Origin of the sequence: Bifidobacterium thermophilum, from assembly GCF_037482445.1 — a bacterium.
In the GTDB taxonomy this organism is placed as follows: domain Bacteria; phylum Actinomycetota; class Actinomycetes; order Actinomycetales; family Bifidobacteriaceae; genus Bifidobacterium; species Bifidobacterium thermophilum_B.
In genome coordinates this window covers 214,894-232,301 of record NZ_JBBHLY010000003.1, presented here as the reverse complement: position 1 = coordinate 232,301, position 17,408 = coordinate 214,894, and the positions used below count along the sequence as shown (strand labels likewise).

The window sequence follows — 17,408 nt, the reverse complement described above, 5'->3', positions numbered from 1 at the left end:
TACATACCGCACAAATACTCGTCCACCTTCCGCGTGTTGCCATGTTTTCCAACGGTTTCGATACTATGGAAGCGGTCAACAAGCAAGGAGCACCATGGCAAGGGCGACAATCAGCGACGTAGCGGCAGCGGCAGGCGTGTCGCAAGCCACCGTATCCCGCGCACTCAGGGGCAGCGCGAACGTAAGCCCCGCGACACGGGCAAAAGTCGAACAGGCGGCAGAAGCCTTGAACTTCACCCTGTCAAAAAGCGCGTCAACCCTCGCCTCCGGCCGGACCATGCGCGTGCTGTTGCTCGTCTCCGGGCAGCTGAACACCTGGTTCAACGCGTCCGTGCTGCAAGGCGTCTACGATGTCCTCGCCCCGGAAGGCTACGACACCATACCGGCTTTCGTCATGAACCGCGAGCAGCTCGACCGCTTCTTCCGCAACCTGCCACGCGACCGCAACGCCGACGCGATCATCATCACATCCTTCGAATTCAACACCGCGTTGCACGACCAGCTTTCCGCGCTCGGCATGCCGGTAGTCGGTCTGAACTCGCCGTCAACCGCCGGATTCGACGCCTCCATCGGCATCGACAACGCCGCCGCCATCACCTCTGGCGTGCAGCTGCTGCGTTCGCTCGGCCACCGTCGTATCGCCTTCGTGCACGACTACATTCCCCACGACATGGTCTACGGCACTTCGACGCGCGTGGCCGCGTTCACGACAGCCGCCGAGCAAGCCGGGTATGACGACGATGACATCGTGATGATCGGGGCTGATCAGCATGACCCCGCCCGGACGACACTGGAGGCGACCGCCGCCGGGATTGTGGCGCGATTACTCTCCTGCCCGCAGCACCCGACCGGCATCATGGGCGAAACCGACGAGTTCACGGCCACGGTGTACAAGGAGCTGCGTCGGCAGCATCTGGCGGCACCACGCGACTTTTCCATCATGGGCTTCGACGACGCGCCCGTCTCACGCACCCTCGACCTGACGACATTGCACCAGAATCCGGTCGAACTCGGCAATGCGGCCGCCCGCAAAGTCCTGGCGCTGCTACGCGGCGAGGACGTCGTGCGCACGCATGAACTTGTGCCGGCGACCCTGGTACTGCGCGAAACCACCGGCCGCGCGGCGAGCGGGCGGTAGGTGCGGGGCGCGCGCAGGGTGCGGGGCACGGTGGGCCCGGCTGATGGTAGGCGCGGCAACCGGACTTTGTGAGGATTGACTCACGCAGTGACGGGCCAGATGGCCCAGACCAAGGTCCCGAACACCACCAAGGGCCACCGTGTGAGAATCCACTCACACGATGACGGGCCAGACGGCCCGGACGACTGCGCCGAACTTCGAGAAGGGCCACCGTGTGAGGATTGACTCACAAAGCCACCTGCCCGACCACGAAATCACCGACCCCAGCCATCACAGACCGCAGGAATGTGAGGATCCACTCACACAACGGAGGTCGAGCAACCCCAGACCAAGGTTCCGGGCACTGCCGAGAGGCGTTATGTGAGGATCCACTCACACAGTGACGGGCCAGACGGCCCAGACCAAGGTCCCGAACACCACCAAGGGCCACCGTGTGAGGTTCCACTCACAAAGTGCCGGATCAGGCGGCACCCCCGGAAGCACCAGCCTCGGACGCACCATCACCAGCCGCGCCAGCCCCACGAGCCCGCCTACTCGCCGCCTGCCGCCAGCGTTTCACCGTGTCCTCCCGGTACTCCTGCGCGGTCTCCGGGTCGATGCCCAGCTCACGCAGGCACCGGTCGCGCTCCCGCTCGGCACGCTGCACCAACTCCGCCCGCAGTTTCGCATCCGCGGCACTCGCAGCCGGCGGCAACGTATCCATGCGCGCAACGAACACGTCCATCCGTTCCGCGTGTCTCAGCAGATGCGCCATTTCGATATGCTCGTGCAGAATCTGCCGGTAGTCGTGCGGGTCGTGCGCAATCTCGCCGAGCGCGGTCACCGGGTGCACATCCGCCACACGGTAGGTCAGTCCCGCGAGCAGCGGCATCAAGAACACCGTCACCGCACCGGCGGCGACCAGCGTGGACGCGGTCATCTGCTGCATCGTACCCGCCTTGACTGCAACGGTCGTCACCGCGACAATCAACGGCAGCGCGGTCGCGCAATACACGGCGACGGTCACACGGTGATGCGACGACATCGGGTTCGCCTTGCGGTCCAAGGACATGGCGATATACACGGGCACCGCGCGAATCAGCATCAGCATGATGATGAACACAATCAGTAATCCCGGATTGCCGCCGACAGCCTTCAAATCAATCGCCGCACCCGAGACAACGAAGAAGATCGGGATGAAGAAGCCGTACGAAATGCCGTCAAGCCGCGTTTCCAGCGTTTGCGAGCCTTCCGGAATCACGTATCGCAGAATGAATCCCGCAGCGAAGGCGCCCAGCACCACGTCAAGGTCGAAGATCGCGGACACCGTCACCAGCGTGATGAGCAGCAGCACCGTCAGCCGCATGAGCACCTGCTCGGAGATGTTCGAATGCTTGGTCACGAGCCGATAGAACCGGTTGCCCGCCTTGCGCGCCTTTGCCGGCACAAGCGCCGCGACCACGCAAATCGCGGCGAACACGGCGAGCGTGAGGAAGGTCTGCCATTGCGATCGCGTGGACAGCAGCACCGCCATCATCAGCACCGGGCACAGCTCGCCCCACGTGCCGTAGGCGACGACCGCGTTGCCGACCGGCGTGCCTTCAAGCCCACGCTCTTTGAGAATCGGCATCAGCGTGCCGAGCGCGGTGGTGGTGAGCGTGATCACCGCCGCCATGCCGGTCATGTCATGCTGTTTGAAATACGGCACGAACATGATCACCGCGAAGGCGAGCACGAAGGTCGCCGCCCATGTGGCGAGCCCTACGCGCCCCTGATGCCCGCCCAGCTGCTTGGGGTCGATCTCGTACCCGGCCAGCAGGAACAGGAACGCGAGCCCGAGCTCGCTGAGCAGCTGCACCGATTCGCTGACCTGGATCACCCCGAACATGTGCGGCCCCAGCAGCGCGCCGGCGAGCAGCAACAGCACGGTCTGCGGCACGGGTTTGCCGGGGATGAGCTGCACGACGACGGGGCACAGCACCGCCACGAGCATGATGATGGTGAGCGAGACAAGATCGACGGTCATACCGCCATTATCGTCGCTTCGGCGGAAAACCGGCGATTTGCGCCGGCAGGCAAGGAGAGGCGCAACGTGACGGCGGCGTGATAATCCGGGTATCGGCACGCCGTCGGGGCCTTGGACGAATCCCCGCCAAACCTGCGCGGCGGCGCTACAATGTCACCGTTCGCCACGTGCACCAACGTCGACAGGCGTGCGAGCAGAGAGGACAGCAGAGCACAGCATGAGCAACCAGAATACCGAGACGCCGCAAGCCCAGCCAGGCGGCGACACCCAACCGCCAAGCCTGCATAAATCATTGAAAAACCGCCATATCCAGCTCATCGCGCTGGGTGGTGCCATCGGCACGGGCCTGTTCTACGGGTCGAGCGAATCCATCAGCCTCGCGGGGCCGAGCATTCTGCTCGCGTATGTGATCGGCGGCCTGGCGATTTTCCTCATCGTGCGCGCGATGTCCGAGATGAGCGTCGAGGAGCCGAAGGCCGGCGCGTTCAGCTACTACGCGACCCGCTACTGGTCGAAGCGGGCGGGCTTCGTGTCCGGATGGAATTACTGGTTCAACTACATTCTCGTGTCGATGGTCGAGCTTGCGGTAGTCGGTTCGTTTGTGAACTACTGGTTCCCGTCCATCCCCCAATGGGCGTCCGCGGCGTTCTTCCTGGTGCTGATCACCGCGATGAACCTGATGGGCGTCTCGAAGTTCGGCGAGTTTGAGTTCTGGTTCGCGATTATCAAGATCGCTGCGGTGTTGGCGATGATTGTCGGCGGCCTTGCGGTGATCATCATGGGGATTCCGGGCGTGTCCGGCGTGCGGGCGTCCTTCGCGAACTGGTTCACGATCGGCGGCGGATTCATGCCGCACGGTCTGCTGTCCCGCGGGGCGGACGGGCAATGGACCGGCCTGCTGATGGCCTTGTGCGTGGTGATGTTCAGCTTCGGCGGCACCGAGCTCATCGGTGTGACGGCGGGCGAGGCGGAGGATCCGCGCACCACCATCCCGAAGGCGACGAACGGCGTTATCTGGCGCATTCTGGTCTTCTATGTCGCCGCGCTCGGCGTGATCATGGCGGTGGTGCCGTGGAACACGATCGACGGCAAGTCCAGCCCGTTCGTGCAGATTTTCGATTCCGTGGGCGTGCACGCGGCCGCAGGCATCCTCAACTTCGTATGCCTGACCGCGGTGATGAGCGTTTACAATTCCGGCTTGTACTCGAATTCGCGCATGCTGTATTCGCTGGCGAAGCAGGGTAATGCGCCCGCGTATCTCGGCCGCCTGAACAAGCGTGGCGTGCCTGCTGCGGCAGTGCTGACCTCGGCGGCGATCACGGTGATCGCCGTGGTCGTGGTGTTCCTGTGGCCGCAGTTCGCGTTCAATTACCTGATGAGTATCGCCACGATTGCCGCGGTGATCAACTGGTCGATGATCATGCTCACTGAAATGCACTTCCGCAAGGCCGTCGCCGCCGGGGACGGGCCGAATGAGCTCGCCGGTCGCAGCGGGCAGGCGGCGCTTGACGCGATCCGCTTCAAACTGCCGTTCGCCAAGGTCACGCCGTGGCTGGTGCTCGCGTTCATGGCGCTCGTGGTCGTGCTCATGTGCTTCTCCCCCAGCTATCGTGTGGCCGTGGTGATCGGCCCGATCTGGCTTGCCGTACTGCTGGTCGCCTACCAGCTGACCGTCCGCCGCCAGCCTGCCACCGCCGGCGATACCATCGGCACGACGCAAGCCTGAGCCCAATGCCCGCCCCTGTCCAGAGGGCGGCAAGGCGCAACAAAAGCGGGCCACTTCCCGGTGAAAGGAAGCGGCCCGCTTTCGGAAAGAAGAAGGAGTTCAAAGAAGAGTAGAAGAATACCGTGTTGGGCTTATATCAGCCTTCTTTCGTCGCGACGGAGATGGACAGGCTCGGGTCGCGCAGCGGAATCATCATCGACTGCGTGGCATGGTACAGGTCGGACTTGCCGGGCCACACGGTGGTCATCAGCTTGTTCTCGCGATCAAGCTGGTGGAACCAGGAGCCGTTCTTGTGGTCGATCACGTCGGCGTCGAGATACTGCAGGAACGTGGAGTACCAGTTGCGGTACACGTCCTTGCCGGTGACGCGGGCGAGCGTGGACGACGTGTTGATCGCCTCGGCGAGCGTCCAGTGCATGCGGTCGTGGACGACCGGCTTGCCTTCCCAATCCGTGGTGTACACGATGCCGGGGGGCGCCGTCGGCATTCCAGCCGTCGGCGACCGCGCGGGCGAACAGGTGCTCGGCGATATCGACCAGGCGCTGCTTCTCGGCCTCGTCGATCTTCGCGCTCAACGCATACTGCGTGATCAGACGCGCCCATTCGATGCCGTGGCCCGGGGTCGCGCCGTACGGCTTGAACTGGTCGTCGGGCTTGTTGCGGTTGAACTCGAGCGCCGGCTCCCAGTCGGAGGTGAAATGCTCGGGGATGCGCCACTCGTTCTCGGCCGCCCACTTGGTCACATGCGCGATGATGCGGCCGGCACGGTCACGCCAGCCTTCGTCGCCGGTCACGTCGGCGACCGCGAGGAACGCCTCGACCGAATGCCTGTTCGCATTCAGGCCGCGATAGGGGTCGAGCTCGGTGAATTCGGTGTTCCACGTGTCCACGGAAAGCCCCTCGCGGGAGTCCCAGAAGCGCTTCAGGAAGACTTCCTGCGCGTTGTCCAGCAGCTCGCGGGCGCCGGGACGGCCCACCAGAGTCGCGGAGGATGCCGCGAGCAGTACGAAGGCGTGGGCGTACGCCTGCTTGTCGAGCGTGTGGCCGCCTTGAGCAGTGACGGCCGGGTACCAGCCGCCGTTCTCCTCGTCGTGGAGCTCGCCGCGCAGGCCCTTGAGCCCGGCGTCCACGAGCGCTTCGGAATCCGGATGCCCGACCAGCACGCCCAGTGAATACACATGGGTCATGCGGCAGGTGATCCAGGTCTCGCGGTTGTGGTCCGTCCACGGGGCGCCGTCGTCGCCCAGCCAGTACGAGCTGCCGCCTGGGGACGGGAACCTGTGGCCGAACGCCATGAGGCTGTCACGCTGTTCGTCCAGGAACTGCTTGTTTTCGGGGGGGGGCCGAGCTGGTATTTCGCTTCTGATGGTGCCGATGGTTGCTGCGTCATCGTTGTGCGCCTTTCTTGTGTAGTGGGGTGTGATTGGTTGGGATGTCAGGCCGGTGATTGTCTTGTGGCTGTCGGCGCTGGCGCCGGGGACCCGTACGGTTCTCGCGCCGTGTCCGCGTTATTTCGCTGCCGGATGGCCCGCGAGGTGGTCCGTGCCGCGCAAGGACGCCAGCATGACCGACGCAAGGACGCATGCCGCGTACCCGATGGCGACGGCACCGAGCGTGATGCCGATGGCCGTGACCACTGCGGATGCCGTGGCGGCGGCGATGTGCGGGGCGACAATCAGCGATACTGCACCGATGAGCAGCACCGCTGCCGGCGCCACAGACCATGAGGCCTTCAACTGTGGAAGCGCGTAGCTGTTCACGGTAAGTCCTTTCGTTCTGCGGTGTCGGCACCTTCACCAGCTGAACCGCTTAAGTTCGGGATACGGCAACTTAATCGGTTACGCAATAGCCGGTGCGTTCCGGTGTTTCGCAATATTTGCAACGATCGCCGCGGACACCCGCCCGGATGGCCGATTCCCACCGACCAACCCACCACTGTGTGAGCCAATCCTCACAAAGTCGCACCCACGAACCCCTCTGACCGGCAGAGCCAAAACACACCAGCCCCACCGTGTGAGCCAATCCTCACACAACAGGCACCAGTACCCGCCCAAACCGGCAATACCCGCCACCCAACCACCCATCGTGCGAGCCAATCCTCACACGACAAATGCCAAGCCCGCCCGGATGTCCGATTCCCACCGACCAACCCGCCACCGTGCGAGCCAATCCTCACAAACCCACACCCACACCCACACCCGCACACGCCCACTGCCCGCGAGCGCAATCCGCGCCGCTACTGCAACGAGGCGAAGTCGCGCAAGGTGGCGAGCACTTTCAGCTGCCGCTCGTCCAACACGATGCCGCCAAGCCACGTGCCCAGCATCAGGACGCCAATGCCGTTCAGCACCGCCGCACCCGCGACCGCCCACATCATCTGCAGGTCGTTGACCCCGGCGGCACCGAGCACCGCCATCACCAGGGAGGTCGGCAGCATCAGCACCACGGACCCCAGCATCTGCGCCAGCGGGAACAGCAGCTGGGTCGCGGCACGCCCTTGGGGCGTGGAGAACGGGCGGTCCGGCGGGGCGATCGGGTACATGAGCACCGGCGAAATCACCTCGGCGACACCCAGCGCGCTGAAACTCAGACCGATGCCGATACCCCAGAACACCAGCGATTCCGCCCATCCGTCGATGCTCTCCCACGATCCGGCGACCAGCGCGCACACCACGGCGAGCACGGTCAGATACGCGGTAACGATCAGAACGTGCACGCGCACGCGACCCCTGCGGTCGTCAATACCGCGCACCCCGCTGATGGCCTCAAGCGTGAAACCGAGCCCGTCGTAGGCGATACCGTCACCTTCCAGCGCGACCAGCATCAGCCCGCCGATCGCGACGGACACCCACACCATGTCACGGGAATCGCCGGGTTCGAACAGCATCACCAGCATGATGAGCACGGGCGAGGCGTACATGACCAGCTGCCGCGGGTCCTTGCGCAGATACGTGGCCAGACGCGCCGAGATCGCACCGGATGCCGTGTCCGGCACTGACGCGAACGCGCCGATGCCTTCGCGCGAGCGCACCTGCGCCCCTTCGCCCCCGCGCTCGCGTTGCCTACGAAGACACCACAGGGACACCCAGTAGCACAGCGCCACCGTCACCGCGGCAATGGCGAGGCGCGCGGCGAAGGCTCCCCACGCCCCGCGCGCCACGTCGAATGGCAGGGCGAATACCGCTCCGAACGGCGTCCAGCCGGCAACGGCGGCGTATCTCGCGTATACCGCCTCATCCGCGCCCGAACCGACCAGGACGCCGGGCAGCTGGCAGGCGAGCACGAACACCGGCATGCTGATGATGTAGATCCGGCCGCGGGCCCGGCGCGAATCCGCCAGTATGGAGAACAGTGCGATCATCGCCTTCGATATCGCCATCATCACCATGACGGCGACGGGCGCGGCGAGCAGCGCGACAGCCACGACCATGCCTCCGGTCCGCCGGTATGCCGAGGCGAAGGCGAGCAGCGCCAACGTCCCGGATATCGCGGGGATGCCGCACAGGCCGGCGGCGAACAGGCCCCGCGTCAGAGCGCGGTCCGGGATGCCGAACAGCTCGAATTTCCGCGGGTCCATGGAGCTGGCCTGCCCGACGTACATGAGCTGGATCAGCAGTACGCCCAGCACGGCACCGGTGCCGCCGAGCACGACGCCGGTGTGCAGGGTGTCCCATGCTGGAGTGCCGGCGTGCATGTCCGGACGGGAGCCAAGCGTGATGCCCCCACCTGCGGCGCATACGACCAGGGATATCGCGCCGAGCACGGCGATCACCATGGCGACGATGCGCTGCGGCGAATGGCGCAGCGCGGCGATGGTCAGGCTCCAGCGCAGGCGGATCAGCAGCAGGGCGGTGCCTGCCGGACGGGCGGATCGGGACGCGCCGGACGCGGACGGGCGTGCCGGCTGCGGGCGTGGCGGCGTGGCGGCGGTCACCGTGGGAGCGGCAGAGCCGGCCGGGCGGGCGGGGACGGCACCGGTCATCGCGCACCACCGTCCAGCCAGTCGATATGCGCGGCGCCGTGCCGGCCACCGACCAGTTCGAGGAACCGGTCCTCGAGGTCCTCGCCCGCGGCGACCTGTTCCACGGTCCCTGCCGCGCACACCATGCCGCGGTTGATGATGGCGACGTGCGTGCACATTTTCTCGACGAGCGCCATCACGTGGGACGAGATGATGACCGTTCCGCCGGTGGCGGCGTATTCGATGAGGATGTCCTTGAGGTTGGCGCTGGAGACCGGGTCGACCGATTCGAAGGGCTCGTCGAGCACCAAGATGCGCGGGCTGTGGATCATTGCACAGGCGAGGCAGATCTTCTTGGTCATGCCGGCGGAGTAATCGGCGACCATGACGTTCCCCGCGGATTCGAGGTCGAAGGCGCGCAGCAGGTCGCCCGCCCGCTGCATCGCCTGGTCGCGGGGCATGCCGCGCAGCATGCCGCAGTAGACCAGCAGCTGCAGGCCGGTCAGCCTGTCGAAGATCTGATTGGGTTGCGGCATGACGCCGATGGCGCGCTTGGAGGCGTTGACGTCGCTCCACACGTCGCGGCCGAGGATCATGGCCATACCGCCGTCCGGTTTGAGCAGACCGGTCACCATGTTGAGCGTGGTGGTCTTGCCGGCGCCGTTGGGGCCGACCAGACCGTAGAAGGAGCCGACGGGGATGTCGAGCGAGAGCCCGTTGACGGCGATGTTGTCGCCGAACCGCTTGGACAGGCCGCGGATGGATACGGCGGCACCGGGGTCCGGCGGCACCGGTGGCGCAGAAAGCGGCCGTGACGTTGGCACCGGCGGGGCGCTTGGGGGTTGGGCCACGGCTTGTGGCATCGTTGCCATGGATATGCCGGACGGGCGGGAACCCGCCGGAGAAAAATGGGCAGGATTTCCCGCTGTGTCTAGACTCATGCGCTCAGACTATCATGCTATCGCCCTCAGCGACACACCTTAATCGGTTAAGACAATGCCGTCGATCCGGCGTATATTGGTCGTACACAGCAATGGGGCATCGGCACGCAGCCGGCCCGGACAATGGAATCCGCGCCTATGCACCGGCACAGAAAGAACGAACCCCGATGCCCATCTTCGAAGACAACCCGTTCAACGATCTCATGTCACACCTCGGCGATATGGCACTGGCGAATATCGCGTGGGCCGTATGCAGCCTGCCGGTCGTGACGATCGGAGCCTCGACGTCCGCACTGTTCGACGTCGCCCGCGCCATCGACGAAGGCGACGACAGCCACGTACTGAAGCGCTTCTGGTCGGCGTTCACCCGGCGGATCGGCACAACGCCGCTGATCGGCATCGTCTATTTGGCGTTCTTCGGGCCCATCGCCTTTGATATGTGGTACACCAGCAGCTCCGGCAACGGCGACCTCAACGCCATCAACTACGGCATCTGCATCGCCATCGGCATCATCGGCGCGATATGCTCCGCCTACGTGCTGCCTTTGGCCTCGCGCAGCAGCCTGCCGGCAACCCGGCAGTTCAGGCGGTCCGCGGCACTGGTCGCCGCCCACCCGGCAGCCGCCCTGGCCGCGTTCGCCCTGGCCGCGATCCCGTGCGCCATCGCCGTATGGGTCCCCGGTGGCCTGTTCTTCGTGATCTTCTTCTGGGGCCTGCTGTTCGCCGGGTGCAGCAGCTGGCTGACCGTCGTGCTCATGCGCCAGCAGCACGTGTTCGCAGACCCACTGGTCACCGTTGACGAGGCACCGGCCGCGGCACGCCGCTGACACGAGTCGCCCGAACCCCGGTAAACTCCCGCGCCGGATATGGGAGAACAGGCGCAAATCAGAACAATCCCGCAGTTCTCCCGCGTTACCCGCACACCGCTGCCCGGACACCGGGTTCTCTGCTTCTGCCGACGCGGAAAACCGCAAACCATCTGGGACTTGCGTCGGGTGCGACTTACGCCAGGCCGACTTGCTGCGTCATCCCGGGTTTGCGCCAAGCTGGGTTTGCGTCAGGCCTCGGCGCGCGGGGCGGCTGTCGAGCCACGGGGAATCAGGTGATAGTTCGGCTCAAGCTGGTTATCCACGTGCTGCCCGTTGATCATCGCGTACAGCATCGGGACGATTTTCGCGCCGAGCTTCGGGATATCGCGGGCCAGCGCGGTCAGTGACGGGCTGGTCGCCGTACACATGTAGGAGTCGTCCCAGGACATGAGCGACAGATCGTCCGGCACGTGCAGGCCCTTGGTGACCGCCGCATGCAGGCCCTCGACCGTCATCACGTCGTTGTCGTACACGATCGCGGTCGGCGCGCTCGGCAGTGACAGCAGGCGTTCCGTGCATTCGCGGCCCTGTTCGGGCGAGTAGTCGGAGTGCAGGCAGTCGTATGCCATCGAGTATTTCGAGGTTTCCTCGTTGAATACGCGGTCGCGGATGTATGTGTGCCCGAACCGTTCGGGACCGGCTACACGGGCGATATGCCGGTGCCCCAGTTCGTGCAGGTACTTGACGATCTGGCGGGCGCCGTCGGCGTCGTTGCTGCTGACGGTCGTCAGCTGGCCGGAGACCGAGGGGTCGGAGAAGACAAGCGCGGGGACTTCGGGATGCTGCTGGTACAGCTCGACGCGGACGTCGCCGATCTCCACGTTGAAGATGAGCACGGCGTCCACGCTGCCTGCCGCGATCCAGTTGCGATGCGCACGAAGCGCTTCAGTCTCGTTGCGGGCGAAGCGCAGCAGCAGCGAATAGTCCTCTTCTTCGAGTTCGACGCCGATGCCGGAGAACAGCTCCATGAAGTAAGGTTCCACACCGAGCAGCTTGCTGCCGGCGGTCATGACCACGCCGATGCTGTGCGTCTTGGCCACTGACAATGCCTTGGCCGCGCTGTTGGGTTTCCAGCCCATCGAATCGGCGACTTCCAGTACTTTTTTACGCGTTTTCTCGGAGACGCCGGGTTTACCGTTTAAGGCATACGAAACCGCGCTGTTGGACACTCCTGCAGCTTTGGCGACATCGGTGATGGTTACCTTGGTTTTCGCGCCTGCCATATCCCGCGTACTCCGTTTCTTGTCGCATCCGACTGAAATCAATGCTGAAATTCATCGTATCCCGATACAACGTCAATATTCGCACCGAACACCAAATATGACAATGCCGGTGCGGCGGGGGACACCCGTGCCCCCTGCCGCACCGGCATGTGATGACGTGGTACCGGACTTTACCGCTTCAAATCGTTGGCGCACCGCAGCACGTTCGGTGCCGCGAAACGCCCGGGCTCGACCTCGGCACCGCTGCTGATCGTCCAGGTCACCGATTCGCCGGGCAGCAGGGTCACCATGCCGCCGTCCGCGGAAGCGTCCGCATCGACCTTGTCGGCCATGCAGAACACGTCACGGGCGTAGGTGTGAGCGATCAGTGTCATGGCGTAGCCATGCTCGGCCTTCTCGACCTTCACGTCAAGCGGATCGGCCTGGAGCTGCTGGTCGATGACCTCGGCACCATTGAACACCACGCGCGCGAAGCCCGACGGCCGGCGGCCGCGACGATGATCTCGTCCGAAGCGTCCGCGAAGGTCGCCACTTCGGGCTCGAGATACACCGTGGCGTGGTCGACAGCGCCAAGCGACACCTCGATGCGTTGGCTTGCCAGGACTTCGCCTTCCAGCGTGCGCCGCCCGACCGTCCACGTGCCGGCCCACGGCTCGCGCGTATCGTTGAGCGCGACAAGCGCGAGCTTGTCAGCGGCAGGGCGCTTGCCCTCCCCGCTGCGGTCCTCCCATTGCTTCTTGGAGATACGCGGCTGGATGGTCGCCGGTCGCGGCGCGAAGAAGTCGCGGGACGCGTACCACAGCGGCTTGCGGTGGCCGTCATAGTCGACCGCGGCCCACGAGACCACGGGCCAGTCATCGTTGAGCTGCCAGATCAGCGCGCCGGCGTTGATCGGCTCGAGTGAGCGCATATGCTCGACACCGAAGCGGATCGTCTGCGCCTGCTGCAGTTGGCAGGCCCAGTGCCAATCCTCGATATCGTCCCAGTTGTCGGTGGGGATCAGCCAGTCGCGGCTGCCGTCGGCTTTGTAGCTCACGTCGTCGATGTCGCCTGGGGCCAGGTGCGAACGCATGCCGCCGCGTACAGGGGTACGAATGGACCGGGCGGCGCGGCAACACACCCCATCTTCCCAACCGTCTGCCTACGCTGAAAGGCACTCAGCGCAGGCAGACGCAGAAGAGAGACGCGGCCGTAGCCCTCGCAACCAGCGAGAACCCGGGGAACCGTCGACCGCGCAGCACGCACCAACGCACCCGCCCCGCGCAACACAGCCGGGTCGAATGCAGCCGGGCGGTCACAACCAGATCGGTCACAGCCGGCCCAGATGCAGTCGGGCCGGATGCGACCGCTTATGCCTCGGGCAGCTCGCGGTCGGCGATCACCTTGCGGTACCAGGCGAAGCTGTCCTTGGGCACGCGACGGCAATCGTGGTCGTAGTCGACGCGCACGATGCCGAAGCGCTTCGTATAGCCATACGCCCACTCGAAGTTGTCCATGAGCGACCACACGAAATACCCTTCGACCGGCACGCCGGCGCGGATCGCCTTGCCGATGGCCGCCAGATGCCGCCGCAGGTAGTCGATGCGGTCGGCGTCGTGCACGGCGAGCGTGCCGTCAGCCTCCTGGGTCTCGACATCATCACATGCCTCGCCGTTTTCCGTGACGACCAGCGGGACCGACGGGTAGTCATTGTGCACGCGAACCAGCAGGTCGGTCAGCCCCTCGGGGTCGATATTCCAGCCCATCGCAGTGTGCTCGCCGGGTGTCGGCAACCAGTCGACGTTCTCGCAGCACGGCCACGCGGTCGCGCCCGTGTCGGTGTGCGGGGTCTTGGCGAGGGCGACAAGGCCGGTGCTGTAGTAGTTCACGCCCAGCAGGTCGATCGGCTGGTTGATGAGCTTCAGGTCGCCGTCTCGTACGAAGCTCCAGTCGCACGCCTTGCGCGTTACGTCAAACAGTTCCGCGGGGTAGTAGCCGCGCAGCATGGGGTCAAGCCACACGCGGTTGCCAATCAGGTCGGTGCGATGCACGGCGTCGGCGTCGCCGCGGTTGAATTGCAGGTTCAAGGTGACGGAGACCTTGCTGGCAGTGCCGACTTCCGCACGAACCGCCTGCGCCATAAGGCCGTGCGCGAGGTTGAGGTGGTGGACGGTCGGGAAGCAGCCGGCGCCAAGGCCGAGACCCGGCGCATGCTCGGTGGCGCCATAGCTCAGGTAGGAGGAGCACCACGGTTCGTTGAGCGTCGTGTAGACGTCCACGCGATCGCCGAGCCGCCGTGCGACGAACCGCGCATAATCCGCCATCCGGTAGGCGGTGTCGCGGTTCAGCCAGCCGCCCTGTTCGCCCATGTACTGCGGCAGATCCCAATGGTAGAGCGTGACGACGGGCCGGATGCCACGGTCGCGCAGCGCGTCGACGATGCGCTCGTAATGGTCGAGCCCGGCCTCGTTCGGCTTGCCGTCGGGCGTGGGGATGATGCGCGGCACGCCGATGGACAGGCGGTAGGAGTCGACGCCGAGGTCGGCGAGCAGGTTGAGGTCGTCTTCCCAGCGCCGGTAGGAGTCGCAGGCGATGTCGCCGGTGTCGCCGTTGACGGTTTTGCCCGGCGTGTGGCTGTAGACGTCCCAGATGGATGGCGTGCGGCCGTCGGCGTCTGGGGCGCCTTCGATCTGGTAGGCCGCGGTGGCGGTGCCGAAGGTGAATTGCTGCGGAGCGTGCATGTGAGGCCTTTCTCTGTTGTGCGCGTGTCGTTGCCGTGCGTCGGTTGCACCGGTGTCGATTCCGCGCTACGATTCTGAATCGGTTAAGTTCAATGATAGAGCAATCGTGGACGCGACACAACGACAATCGCCCAGTCGGCGTTGACGCCTGTGGGGCCATCCAAGGAAGGAACAACGAACATGTCCCGCATCATCTCACCCCGAGACCCGGCACTACGCGTCATGGCTCACGGGAACGCACCAGAGTCCCACAAGCGAAGGATGACATGCATATGACTACCAGAATCGAAACGACACAACCGGCCCGAACAGGGCGATCCCCGCAACCGGCTCAGGCGATTATCACGTATCCTGCCGAACTGCACCCGGGGACCGACGGGCAGCCGGGCAACGCGGCCGCCTATGATTTCAGCGCAATCAAGCCGATTCCGGGGACGCCCTGGGCGGGCAAGACATTGGGGATCCTCGGGTCATCGGTGGCCTACGGAGCGTGTTCGCTGGCCGACGGACCGGGCGAGTATATCGCACGACGGCTGGATATGCGGCTGGCTAAGGAAACCGTGAGCGGCACCACGCTCGCCGACCTCGATGACGGCTCCTACGTGCACCGGCTGGACACCCGGCTTCCCGCGAGCCTGCCGATCGACCTGTTCATTTGCCAGCTATCCACCAACGACGCATCGCATGGCGTGCCGCTGGGAGATGCCGGCGAAACCGACACGCATACCGTGGCCGGCGCGCTTAGGCATATCGTCGAAACCGTACGCGAACGCTGGGATTGCCCGCTCGTGTTCTTCACGGGCGCGCGATTCGACAGCCCGCGGTATCAGAACATGGTGAATCTGTTGTTCGAAATGCAGCGGATCCATGGCTTCGGGATCATCGACCTATGGGATGATGCCGCGTGGAACGCGATTCCCGATGACCGCCGGGCGCTGTGCATGCACGATCCGGTGCACCCGACCAAGGCCGGATACCGCGACTGGTGGGGTCCCGAGATGGTCCGCCAGCTGCTCGATATCACGCGCTGACTGCATGGAATGGCCCCGCCTTCCAAATCCGCCAAGCCGACGGGTGATTCCCATGGTGCGGAAAGGATACCGAGAGGATACAGGGCGAAAGTGACCCGGACGGAGTGAAATCAGGCAAGCCACCACAGACAGGTCAAGGCAAATCGGCGGAATTCCGCGGTTCTCGACTCAACAGAATCCTCTCGGCACCCCAGCCATGATCACACACCCCTCCACACCGGCGAAACCCGCCACCGATTCGTACAGCGCGGAAAGGATACCAAGGGAATGAAGCCGGGGCCGGATACCCCGATGATCAAAGAACGGCGGAATCAAGCCATTCTGATTCATCGGGCGCGTCTCCACAACCACGCCGGGCACCCGCGAGCCCGCCCCATATCAGCCGTATCAGCGGATCCCAGTCGAGCCGTCCCCGGCACACCGTGCGCATCCCCGCATACGATGAGGCCGCCGCCCGGACAAACCGGACAGCGGCCTCATCGATGATACAGACGCTATGCGGAACCCTGGCTAGCCGGCCACTGGCTCAGCCGCCGAAGCACCGCCCACAATCACTGCACCTGGGTACGAGCGATCTTGCCGTTGAAGGACTCGGTCATATCAGCGTCAGCGTCCTTCTGGTTGTTCCAGGAGAACATAGCGCGCAGCTTCGGGCCGACGGTCTCGAGGTGCGGGTGAGAATACTCTTCCTGCAGCTTCTTGAACTTCGGGGCGCCAGCAGCCTGGTCGTCCATGAACTCCTTGGCGAAGGAGCCGTCCTGGATGCGCTTGAGCTGATACTCCATGCGCTTCTTGGTCTCCTCGTTGATCACGGTGGAGGTGTAATCGCCGTACTGGGCGGTGTCGGAGCAGGACCAACGAGCCTTGTTCAGGCCACCCTCGTTAGCCAGGTCGACGAGCATCTTCAGCTCGTGGAACACCTCGAAGTAGGCGATCTCCGGCTGATAGCCAGCCTCGGTCAGCACGTCGAAGCCCATGTCGCACAGGTGGTTGATGCCGCCCATGAGGACATCCTGCTCGCCGAACAGATCGGTCTCGGTCTCTTCCTTGAAGGTGGTCTTGATGGCACCAGCGCGCAGAGCGCCGAGGGCCTTCGCGTAAGCCAGGGTGATGTCCCAGCCGTCGCCGCGAGGATCCTGCTCGACAGCCACAACCACCGGGACGCCACGGCCGTTGGCATACTCACGACGCACAATGTGGCCCGGGCCCTTCGGGGCGACCATGAACACCGGGTGATCCTCGGTCGGCTTGATGTAGCCGTAGTGGATGTTGAAGCCGTGAGCGAAGGCCAGGGCAGCGCCCGGCTTCAGGTTCGGCTCAACCTCTTCCTTGTAGACCTTGGCCTGGTACTGATCAGGAAGCAGGATCATGACGATATCGGCTTCGGCGACCGCGTCACCCACGGACTTGACCTCGAGGCCCTGCTCCTTGGCGTAATCCACTGACTTGGAGGTCGGGCGCAGGCCGACGACGACGTCAACGCCGGAATCGCGCAGGTTCAGCGCGTGGGCGTGGCCCTGGGAGCCGTAACCGAGAATGGCGACCTTCTTGCCATTGAGCACGGAGAGATCCGCATCCTTCTCATACCAGATAGTTGCTGCCATATGTAGCACTCCTTGTTTTGGGAAAATCCCTTGCCGGCTTGCCGCCGGCATTTTGCCTGTAACTTATGCAAAAAGGATTTTGTCCTTGATTGATGCCCATCATACTAGAATCGCTCCCCCGATTCGGGTGCGTTCCATCAGTTGAACATCTCTCGGGAACTTTTTCGCACAACCGCAGGCGGATTGATGG

The 17,408-nt window shown here is 64.5% G+C and carries 13 protein-coding genes and 1 pseudogene; 4 read left to right on the top strand and 10 right to left on the bottom strand.

Annotated elements, in window-relative coordinates; genetic code table 11:
• The first annotated feature begins 94 nt into the window (after positions 1-94).
• Positions 95-1,138 carry a LacI family DNA-binding transcriptional regulator gene (locus tag WD012_RS03670; RefSeq protein WP_339562430.1) on the top strand — a complete coding sequence of 348 codons (1,044 nt, stop codon included), beginning with the start codon at positions 95-97 and terminating at the stop codon, positions 1,136-1,138.
• Between the two features lie 460 nt (positions 1,139-1,598).
• On the opposite strand, the gene WD012_RS03665 is transcribed toward WD012_RS03670, so the two are convergent.
• A complete protein-coding gene (locus WD012_RS03665) occupies positions 1,599-3,143 on the bottom strand; it encodes a cation:proton antiporter (RefSeq protein WP_339562429.1) in 1,545 nt (514 codons plus the stop codon).
• Positions 3,144-3,360: 217 nt separating this feature from the next.
• Here WD012_RS03665 and WD012_RS03660 point away from each other — a divergent pair, with 217 nt between their 5' ends.
• Positions 3,361-4,869 carry an amino acid permease gene (locus WD012_RS03660; RefSeq protein WP_339562428.1) on the top strand — a complete coding sequence of 503 codons (1,509 nt, stop codon included), beginning with the start codon at positions 3,361-3,363 and terminating at the stop codon, positions 4,867-4,869.
• A gap of 136 nt (positions 4,870-5,005) precedes the next feature.
• Here WD012_RS03660 and WD012_RS03655 read toward each other — a convergent pair.
• From WD012_RS03655 to WD012_RS03640, 4 genes and pseudogenes are all read right to left on the bottom strand, one after another.
• Positions 5,006-6,259, bottom strand: a pseudogene (locus WD012_RS03655) (AGE family epimerase/isomerase).
• Between the two features lie 118 nt (positions 6,260-6,377).
• Positions 6,378-6,629, bottom strand: a complete 252-nt coding sequence (locus tag WD012_RS03650; protein ID WP_339562427.1) for a hypothetical protein — start codon at positions 6,627-6,629, stop codon at positions 6,378-6,380.
• A gap of 476 nt (positions 6,630-7,105) precedes the next feature.
• Positions 7,106-8,851 carry an ABC transporter permease gene (locus WD012_RS03645; RefSeq protein ID WP_339562426.1) on the bottom strand — a complete coding sequence of 582 codons (1,746 nt, stop codon included), beginning with the start codon at positions 8,849-8,851 and terminating at the stop codon, positions 7,106-7,108.
• Positions 8,848-9,693, bottom strand: coding sequence for an ABC transporter ATP-binding protein (locus WD012_RS03640; RefSeq protein WP_422614351.1), 846 nt, complete (start codon positions 9,691-9,693; stop codon positions 8,848-8,850). Before WD012_RS03640 ends, WD012_RS03645 begins: the two co-directional genes overlap by 4 nt.
• 245 nt (positions 9,694-9,938) lie before the next feature.
• On the opposite strand from WD012_RS03640, the gene WD012_RS03635 reads away from it, so the two are divergent.
• Positions 9,939-10,598: a DUF624 domain-containing protein gene (locus WD012_RS03635; RefSeq protein ID WP_339562425.1), complete on the top strand. Its 660-nt coding sequence runs from the start codon at positions 9,939-9,941 to the stop codon at positions 10,596-10,598.
• Positions 10,599-10,828: 230 nt separating this feature from the next.
• Here the strand turns inward: WD012_RS03635 and WD012_RS03630 are convergent, their stop codons facing one another.
• The 4 genes from WD012_RS03630 to WD012_RS03615 form a co-directional block, all read right to left on the bottom strand.
• Positions 10,829-11,863: a LacI family DNA-binding transcriptional regulator gene (locus tag WD012_RS03630; protein ID WP_339562424.1), complete on the bottom strand. Its 1,035-nt coding sequence runs from the start codon at positions 11,861-11,863 to the stop codon at positions 10,829-10,831.
• 170 nt (positions 11,864-12,033) lie between these two features.
• Positions 12,034-12,327: a glycoside hydrolase family 2 protein gene (locus tag WD012_RS03625; RefSeq protein ID WP_339562423.1), complete on the bottom strand. Its 294-nt coding sequence runs from the start codon at positions 12,325-12,327 to the stop codon at positions 12,034-12,036.
• Positions 12,267-12,935 carry a hypothetical protein gene (locus WD012_RS03620; RefSeq protein ID WP_339562422.1) on the bottom strand — a complete coding sequence of 223 codons (669 nt, stop codon included), beginning with the start codon at positions 12,933-12,935 and terminating at the stop codon, positions 12,267-12,269. Before WD012_RS03620 ends, WD012_RS03625 begins: the two co-directional genes overlap by 61 nt.
• A 277-nt stretch (positions 12,936-13,212) precedes the next feature.
• Positions 13,213-14,583, bottom strand: coding sequence for a GH1 family beta-glucosidase (locus WD012_RS03615; protein WP_339562421.1), 1,371 nt, complete (start codon positions 14,581-14,583; stop codon positions 13,213-13,215).
• Between the two features lie 272 nt (positions 14,584-14,855).
• Between WD012_RS03615 and WD012_RS03610 the strand changes: the two genes are divergently transcribed.
• On the top strand, positions 14,856-15,614 hold the full coding sequence (locus WD012_RS03610; protein WP_339562420.1) for an SGNH/GDSL hydrolase family protein: 759 nt from the start codon (positions 14,856-14,858) through the stop codon (positions 15,612-15,614).
• Positions 15,615-16,165: 551 nt separating this feature from the next.
• On the opposite strand, the gene ilvC is transcribed toward WD012_RS03610, so the two are convergent.
• Positions 16,166-17,218, bottom strand: coding sequence for a ketol-acid reductoisomerase (gene ilvC / locus WD012_RS03605; protein ID WP_044280421.1), 1,053 nt, complete (start codon positions 17,216-17,218; stop codon positions 16,166-16,168).
• Positions 17,219-17,408 lie beyond the last annotated feature (190 nt).